7 protein-coding genes are annotated in these 8725 nt (G+C 65.6%); 5 read left to right on the plus strand and 2 right to left on the minus strand.

The features are described from left to right. Positions 1-141 precede the first annotated feature (141 nt). From A39O_RS0109315 to A39O_RS0109335, 5 genes are all read left to right on the plus strand, one after another. On the plus strand, positions 142-810 hold the full coding sequence (locus A39O_RS0109315; protein WP_020504390.1) for an ankyrin repeat domain-containing protein: 669 nt from the start codon (positions 142-144) through the stop codon (positions 808-810). Between the two features lie 33 nt (positions 811-843). Beyond that, a complete protein-coding gene (locus tag A39O_RS0109320; protein WP_020504391.1) occupies positions 844-1140 on the plus strand; it encodes a hypothetical protein in 297 nt (98 codons plus the stop codon). 266 nt (positions 1141-1406) lie between these two features. Continuing rightward, the gene (locus tag A39O_RS32865; protein ID WP_169338430.1) at positions 1407-3113 is read left to right on the plus strand and encodes an efflux RND transporter periplasmic adaptor subunit; all 1707 of its coding nucleotides are present in this window, start codon (positions 1407-1409) and stop codon (positions 3111-3113) included. A gap of 498 nt (positions 3114-3611) precedes the next feature. Continuing rightward, complete coding sequence (locus A39O_RS0109330) at positions 3612-6830, plus strand: efflux RND transporter permease subunit (protein ID WP_020504393.1); 3219 nt, start codon at positions 3612-3614, stop codon at positions 6828-6830. 114 nt (positions 6831-6944) lie between these two features. Next, a complete protein-coding gene (locus A39O_RS0109335) occupies positions 6945-7409 on the plus strand; it encodes a DUF29 domain-containing protein (RefSeq protein WP_020504394.1) in 465 nt (154 codons plus the stop codon). Between the two features lie 207 nt (positions 7410-7616). On the opposite strand, the gene A39O_RS0109340 is transcribed toward A39O_RS0109335, so the two are convergent. Both A39O_RS0109340 and A39O_RS42155 read right to left on the minus strand, forming a co-directional pair. Next, entirely contained in the window at positions 7617-8240 is a 624-nt protein-coding gene (locus A39O_RS0109340; RefSeq protein WP_020504395.1) for a hypothetical protein, read from the minus strand. Between the two features lie 280 nt (positions 8241-8520). After that, a partial coding sequence (locus A39O_RS42155; RefSeq protein WP_211211561.1) for a hypothetical protein occupies positions 8521-8725 on the minus strand: 205 nt, incomplete at its 5' end.

An 8725-nucleotide genomic window follows, 5' to 3' on the forward strand; every position in this document is an offset into this window, starting at 1 on the left:
AGGACTCCGAATGCAGTCGGCGCGGGTGCCGCCGTCGAATGCGACTCCGGCAGGATACCGGTTGCGAGCCGTTCCCCCGGTCGATACCATCCGGACGAACCCGCGGTTCAGTCCGTAAGATACGCCAAACCGATCCGCACCATGCACCACCCGTCCGCTCTACCGGCCCTGATCCTGGCCCTGTTGACAACCTTGCTGCTGGGGGGCTGCGACGAGTCCGCGCACCCGACGGTGGACCTGAGCCGGGCGGTCCGGGTGGGCGATCTGGATCAGATCAAACGGCACATCTACTGGAAGACGGATCTGAATCAGGCGGACCCCGACGGCAACCACCCACTGCACGTGGCGGCCAGGGCCGGTCAGGTCGGCATCGCCCGCGAACTCGTCCAACATGGCGCATCGCTGGTCGCCGTGGATGGTGCCGGACGCACCCCTTTGGAACTGGCGCTGATCAACGGCAGAACCCAGGTTGCCGCCATGCTGGTGAAGGAGGGTGCGGCAGTGGATGCACAGGCCATCCTGCTCGCCCTGGTGCGGGCCGGGGTCGCGGATCGCGATAGTTTCGCCTTCCTGCTCCGGCGCGGCGCCGATCTCAACCGACCGGACGCGCACGGCGCCGCGCCGCTGCACCTGGCGGTCGGACTGGGCCACCTGGAAACGGTCAAGCGGCTGATCGCGCGCGGGGCCGACATCAACCAACCCGACGGGTCCGGCCGAACCCCGCTGGCACTGGCGCTGGGCTTGGATCCTAAGGGTAAGAACACCGCTGCTATCCGGCAGGCATTGCAACAATCCGGCGCCCGTCCATAAAGGGGCCGCGCCATCGACTCGCGGAGAGAAAACATGACCGAGAAGGTCGAGGACCTGACCGTCTCCTACACGGAAGACGGCATCGAGACCTGCAAGGAATTGGACAAGGTGATCTTGTCCAAGGGCGCCTGGACCACCATCCTTTTCCGTTATCAGGACTGGGACCGCACCAAGGAGATCTATGGACCGGACAAATACACCATCCGCCGCTATCAGAAGCGTGCCGGTGAATACCGTCAGCAGTCCAAGTTCAACATCTCGAGTCGCGCCCAGGCCGAGGGCCTGATCAAGGCCTTGCAGGGGTGGATCGGGGAGGAGCCCGAGGCTTGAGATTGGCGGCCTTCATCGTCGTTCCGGCCGCAGGACCGAAAATCGAGGCTTTACCGGCCGGGATATTGTGGGAGCGGCCTCCGGCCGCGACCGGGCCTCGCAAACTGCCGCAGGGTCGCGAGTGACCGCGGCTTCGCATCGCGGCCGGAGGCCGCTCCCACGTTCAGCTGACGGAGTGGCTGAGTTTTATTCTACGGCCATTACCCGGACGCGGCGCCGCCCGCTAAAGCGTCGGCCTCCAGTCCAGTCGCCCCGGTCACCGGATGATGAACATCAAAATCCCCATCCTGCTCGCCCTCGGCCTGCTGCTCGCCGGCGGCGGCTATCTGCTCGGCCGCGGCCAGGCCGGCCCGGCCGACCAACCGCGAGGCGCCGACCAACCCCTGGCATCAATCCAGGCGGCACCGATCTATCAGTGCCCCATGCACCCCTGGATCACGTCAGACAAACCCGGTGACCGCTGCACGATTTGCGGCATGGACCTCGTCGCCGTCGGCGGTAACGGCGCGGCAGCGGCGGCCGATCCCGACCGCGTCACGCTCAACGCCGCCCAGATCGCCGTCACCGGCGTCGCGACCAGCGAGGTCACCCGGGGTGCGCTGACCCGCACCCTGCGTGTCAGCGGGGTCATCAACGATGATGACACCCGGCATCGCATCCTGGCCGCGCGGGTGCCGGGGCGCATCGAGACACTCCAGGTCAACTATGTGGGCGCCGAGGTGGCGGCCGGGGCGCCGCTCGCCACCGTCTTCAGCCCCGAAATGCTCACCGCCCAACGCCAGTATGTCGAACGGCTCAAGGCCGGCGATGTCGCCTCCCCCCGCGCCGAGCGCGCGGCGGCCCGCGAACGCCTGCTCGAATTGGGTCTCACCGAGGAGGAGATCCGCATCCTGGACCGCACGCTCAAGCCCACCGCCATGGTCAATATCCGCGCGCCGCTGTCCGGCACCGTGGTCTCGCGCGCGGTCTACGAGGGTCAATATGTCAAGACCAACGACCCGCTGTTCGAAATCGGCGACTTCTCGCGCATGTGGTTCGTGTTCGACGCCTACGAGCCCGACCTCGCCTGGCTGCGCCTGGGCCAGACCGTGGAGGTGTCGGTGCCCTCGCTCCCCGGCCAGGTGCTGACCGCTCCCATCAGCTTCATCGACCCCAACCTGGATGAACAGACCCGCACGGCGCGCGTGCGGGTCACCCTGGAGAACCCCGAACGCCGGCTGCGCTACCGCCAGACCGCCCAGGCGCTGGTGTCGGTCACCACGCCGGACCACCTGCTGGTGCCGCGCGCGGCCGTCCTGCAGCACAGCGGCCGGCCCATCGTCTATCTCGACCTGGGTGAGCAGGGCGGCTATCTGGCCCGCGAAATCCGGCTGGGGCGCGTGGGCGACACCCAGGCCGAAGTGCTCAGCGGCCTCAACGCGGGCGACCGGGTCGTGACCACCGCCGCCCTGATCCTCGATGCGCAGGCCCAACTCGCCCACGCGGGTGCGGCGGCGGACCCTCACCAGGGCCATCGCCCGCCGGTGACGATTCCCGCCGCCCCTCCGCCGCCGGCCGAGGCGGCTTACGGATTGCTGCGTACCCTGGCCTTCGCCACCGCCGATGGCGCGAACGCACTCGCGGCCGATGATCTGGCCGCCTACCAACAGCAGTTGCCCGCCTTGCGCGCGGCGCTCGCCGCCTATCTCGCCGGCGATGCCGCGACGGCGCGGGGTGAACTGGCCGCCTTCACCGGCACGCTCGCCGAGGCGTCCGACCTCGACGCGGCCCGCCGCGCCTTTGAGCCATTCAGCACCGCCGTGGCGGATCTGGCCCGCACCCGGCACCTCCACCACCGGGAGGAACTCTGGATCTATCAGTGTCCCATGACCCCGGTGCTCGGTACCGCCCGCTGGCTCTCCCGGTCGCGGCAACTGCGTAACCCCTTCTTCGGGTCCGCCATGCTCGAATGCGGCGAAGCAGTGAACGAGTAGAGCGTTCCATCGTGTCTTGCTGGTCCAGGTGCGCGCGAGGGCCTCGATCAAGATTCCGGCCATTTGCGCTCGCCGAGTGCGTAGTCAGGCCATCCTGGCCTGACACCGTCAGGGCTGGAAGCCCTGACTACGCACGCCGCTGGCCGGGATTACGATCAAGGCCGCTGCGAGGGACCATCCATGGCACTGGATTCCGGCATCCTGCCGGAATGACACTTCAACTTCAGTTGGTAGGGAGTACGCCTAGCAGCCTGTCGGACTTTAGGCGACTTCCGAATAAGACGCTATCAAGAATCAAGCTCCGTAGGAGCCCGCTTGCGGGCGACGTGACCTGCCGGAATCGCGTCATTGTGCCCCCACCCGTCGCCCGCAAGCGGGCTCCTACGGGTTGGATTTCTCGCGGAAATCACCTTACGTTAGATTGTGGAGCAACAAAAAGCCTTTATGTTGACTCATGCCCTTATCCTAGGGGCTAAGTCCGACAGGCTGCTAGACCCTATGATCGCCCGGCTCATCCACTGGTCGCTGCATAACCGCTTCCTGGTCCTGAGCGGCCTGCTCGCCCTCTGCGCCTGGGGCCTGGTCGCGCTGCAGCGCGTGCCCATCGACGCCATTCCCGACCTGTCGGAGAATCAGGTCATCGTCTATGCCGACTGGCCCGGCCGCTCGCCGCAAGAGGTCGAGGATCAGATCACCTACCCGCTGTCCGTCTCATTGCAGGGCCTGGCCGGGGTGCGGACCGTGCGGGCCAGTTCCATGTTCGGCTTTTCGTTCCTCACGGTGATCTTCGCCGATCAGGTCGATGTCTACTTTGCCCGCACCCGGGTGTTGGAACGGCTCAATTCATTGGGCGACCTGCTGCCGGCCGGTGTGATCGCGCGGCTCGGACCGGATGCCACGGGCCTTGGCTGGGTCTACCAGTATTACCTCAAAGACACCTCGGGCACGCAGGACCTGGGCTCGTTGCGCACCCTGCAAGATACTTTCATCCGCTATCAACTCGCCGCCGTTCCGGGCGTGGCCGAGGTCGCCGGCATCGGCGGCTTCGTGCGCCAATACGAGATCGAGGTCTCGTCACTCAAACTGAAGCAATACGGCGCCACGCTGGGCGAGGTCATGGATGCCGTCGGCAGCGGCAATCGCAATGTCGGCGGCAAGACCATCGAGGAAAACGGCGCCGAGTACATCGTCCGCGGCATCGGCCTGGTGCAGGATCTCACCGACCTGGAACAGATTCCGGTACTGCCGCGTAACGGCACCCCGCTCTATCTGCGCGATGTCGCCACCATCCGCGTCGGCGGCGACTTCCGCCGCGGCGCGCTCGATGTGAATGGCAAGGAGGTGGTCGGCGGCATCGTGGTCATGCGCTATGGCGAGAACGCCTATCGCGTCATCCAGGACGTGAAGACCCGGATCGCCGGCCTGAGCCCCGGCCTGCCGCCGGGTGTCAGCCTGGCCGCCTTCTATGACCGCAGCGAATTGATCGAGCGCGCCATCTCCACCCTCAAGGAGGCGCTGACCGAGGAAGTCATCCTGGTGACGCTGATGCACATCCTCTTTCTCTTCCATTTTCGCAGCATCCTGATCGTCACCCTGCCCTTGCCGGCGTCCATTCTGATCGCCTTCATTCTGATGGATCAGTTCGGCATCCCCTCGAACATCATGTCGCTGACCGGGATCGCCATTTCCATCGGCGTTCTGGTGGATGCCGGCATCGTCATGACCGAGAACGTCATCCGGCATTGCGAGCGCGCCGAGGCCGCGCTGCGCCGCCGGCTCAACGCCGCCGAGGTCTTCGCCCAGACCTTGGCCGCCGCCACCCAGGTCGGGCGGCCCATCGTGTTCTCGATGCTGGTGATCATCTTCGCCTTCGTGCCGGTGTTCCTGCTCACCGGCCAGGAAGGCAAGCTGTTTCATCCGCTGGCCTATACCAAGACCTTCGCCCTGATCGGGGCCACCCTGCTGGCGGTGACCGCCGTGCCGGTCTTCTGCACCCTGCTGATCCGCGGCCCCTTCCAGCCGGAGTCGGAGAACTGGCTGATGCAGCGCCTGCTGCGCCTCTACGAGCCGGCGCTCGACTGGGCACTGCGCCACCGCAAGACCGTGTTGGGGCTCGCGACCAGCCTGCTCGCCGTCTGCATCGTCATCGCCTGGGGGCTGCCGCGCGCCCTCAATGCCCACCTGCCCGAGTCGATCGCCCGGTATACCCAGGGGTTCGGCACCGAATTCATGCCCACCCTGGAGGAAGGGTCGCTGCTCTTCATGCCGGTGCTGCTGCCGGCCACCGCGTTCACCGAGGTGAAACGCATCATGGCCTGGCAGGATCAGGTCATCAGCGCGCACCCGGCGGTCGCCTCGGCGGCCGGCAAGCTGGGGCGGGCCGCCACCGCGACCGACCCGGCGCCGGTCGAGATGATCGAAACCACCATCCAGCTCAAGCCGCCCGACGCCTGGTCGCCCGGGACGACCAAGGCATCGATCATCGCCGATCTGTCGGAGCGCCTGATGAATGTCCCCGGCTATGTGCCGGGGTTCCTCCAGCCGATCGAGAACCGCATCCTGATGACCAGCACCGGCATCCGGGCCCAGGTCGGCGTCAAGATCTTCGGCGACGATCTCGATGCACTCCAGGAGCAGGCCTTCGCGGTCGAGCGCGTCATCAATCGCGTCCCCGGTGCGGTCGGCGTCGCGCCGTCACGGGTGCAGGGCAAGCCCTATCTGGAGATTCAGGTCCGGCGCGAGATGCTCGGCCGCTACGGGCTGAGCGTTGCGGAGGTCTTCCGTCAGGTGGAGGCCGGGATTGGCGGGGTCAGCGTCGGCACCACCATCAAGGGCCGCGAACGCTGGCCGCTTCAGGTGCGGCTGGAACAATCCGAACGCGGCGACATCGACCGGCTGGGCGAGATCCTGGTCGCCACCCCCTCGGGCGCGACCGTGCAGTTGCGCCAGGTCGCCGACCTCAAGCGCGTCGTCGGCCCCAACGAGATCCAGAGCGAGAACGGCCGGCTGCGGGTCTTCGTACAGGCCAACGTCCGCGACCGCGACCTGGGCGGCTTCGTCGAGGAGATCAAGGAGCGCATCGCCGCCGAGATCACCCTGGCACCGGGAATGACCATCGACTACTCCGGTCAATACGAAAACCAGTTGCGCGCACGGGCCACGCTCGGCTACGTCGTCCCCGCCGTCATCCTCATCATCTTCGCGACCCTGGTGATGACCTTCCGCTCGGTGGGAGAAGCGGCCCATGTCCTCCTGGCGGTACCATTCGCACTCACCGGCGGCGTGCTGCTGCAAGCCTGGATGGGATTCAATTTCAGCGTGGCCGTCTGGGTGGGTTATATCGCGCTCTTCGGCACCGCCATTCAGACCGGCGTCATCATGGTCACCTATCTGGAGGAATCGGTAAAAACCATGAGCCAGGATCTCGGCCGCCCGCTGACCCGCGCGGAACTGACGCAAGCCGTCAAAGCCGGCGCCCGGCTGCGGCTGCGCCCCAAAGTCATGACCGTAGCCACCACCATCGCGTCACTGACCCCGATCTTCTGGCTTCAGCGCACCGGCGTCGAAATCATGCAGCCGCTGGCCGCCCCGGTGGTCGGCGGGATGCTCTCCAGCCTGGTGCATATTCTCATCGTCACCCCGGTCATCTTTATTTGGCTGCGGGAGCGGCAACTGGATCGCGCGGCGGCAAGGACAAGGAACGGCCCGACCTCTTGAACCCGGCAAAGGCAGTGATCACGCCAAGGCGCTTTACGGTATCCTAAATCCGGCAATTGCTCACACAAAGACACAAAGAACACGAAGGAAAACAGAGACTGGAGGCTTTCCGCCATGACCGTCAGGCTCAAGCCATCGGGGCTCGCCGCCCCTGACCTGTACGACACCGACATCGGCGCCTGGGCTGAGCAGCAGGCGCGCCTGCTGCGGGCCGGCTGGTTCGCGGAACTCGATATTGAGCACATCGCCGAGGAGATCGAAGACGTGGGCAAGAGCGAGCAGCGGGAACTGGCGAACCGGCTGTCGGTGTTGCTCGCCCATTTGTTGAAGTGGCACTACCAACCGGAGCGCCGGGGCAACAGTTGGCGTCGTACCATCCTCGCCCAACGGCGTTCGCTGAGTTTGCGCCTCAAGCGCACGCCGAGCCTCAAGACCATCCTGCGCGATCCCGACTGGCTGGAGGAAATCTGGGAAGATGCCATCAGCGCCGCCACCGCCGAGACGGGACTCGATGCCTTTCCTGAACACTGCCCCTGGGAGATCCCTCAGGTCTTGGATGCGGATTGGATGCCTGAATAAGCGCGATAGCCGGTCTCTGCTGAACTGGACGGAAGGTGCCTGCCGGTTTTGGTCATCGCTCCGGCCGGTTCCGCACGGCCTTGGGCGGAAATTTGATCCACAGATGCACACAGATGTTCACAGATACGCTTCTTCATCTGTGTTCATCTGTGACATCTGTGGACAAATCCGGATCATCGTTTTGGCCGGAGCGCCGATCATGGCCGGTCAGGCAAACTCACTGTCCTCGCTGCCGTCATCCTCACACAGCGACTGCTCTCCGGGTAGCGCCGAGGACGCGCCATCCGCATCCTCGTCCGTGATCGTGACCCACTGCCCCGGCAACGCCAGCAGCTCATCACCCAGATCGCCATCGATCACCGACACCAGCAGCCCGTAACTGACCCGCCAGCGCAGCCCATCCACCATCACCGCCGCCGACTTGGGATTCAGCTTCACCACCTGGCCGAACCGCTCCTGACCCTGGCGGTCCTTGAAACCCACCCGATCACCCACGCTCAGACGATTGCGGTCCAGCGCTTGCCGCTTGCGCGCGCCGATCGTCACATCCTGACCATCCAGATCGATCAGATAAAACGGAATGGTCCACCGCCTCCCGTCCGCCAGATCCTGAACATCAGCCTGTGTCCGATTCATTTTCAACAGTTTCGCCTCGATCAGACGGTTCTCGGTACTGTGAAACCAGCGGATGGTCTGACCGACACGCAGCACGCGCTTTACCGCCGCGATGCGCGCCGGATCATCGAGCTGATTGCGGATGGCCACGTTCAAGCGAAACAGTTGGAACAGGCTGGCCTGGCCCAGCGCGTCGAGGATGGCGGTGTAATTCATCGTTGCGGTCTCTGCTAAACCGCGCCCAGCGCGGTAGGCGATGTTATTGGATGGAATCGGCCCCGGCAGACGCGACGACTGCTGGATCTGGCGCGGTTTAATGATCGATCGACGATCCTGGTAAGCGTCGTCAGCCCGCAAAGCGCCGCATGTTACCGTGAAAACCACCCGCCGCCCCGTGGGAGCGGCCTCCGGCCGCGATGCGACGCCGCGGCGAACCCCAATGTTCAAGTCCCCGCGAGACCCCATCGCGGCCACAGACCGCTCCCACGATAGACCCTCAGCCACTGGAATGGGTCATCACCGTCACATCAACGCCCCGCATCAAAGCGGCGGCCATGATCGTCGGGGCGCACTGGAGGTCGAGGCTTAACCGTGAAAGTCGCGCAGCGACCCTGTGGGAGCGGCGTCCCGCCGCGATGGGGTCGGGCGTGTCACCGCAGCGTTCGCGATCACCGCGGCACCGCATCGCGGCGGGACGCCGC

Origin of the sequence: Lamprocystis purpurea DSM 4197 (assembly GCF_000379525.1) — a bacterium.
Taxonomy (GTDB): Bacteria; Pseudomonadota; Gammaproteobacteria; order Chromatiales; family Chromatiaceae; genus Thiodictyon; species Thiodictyon purpureum.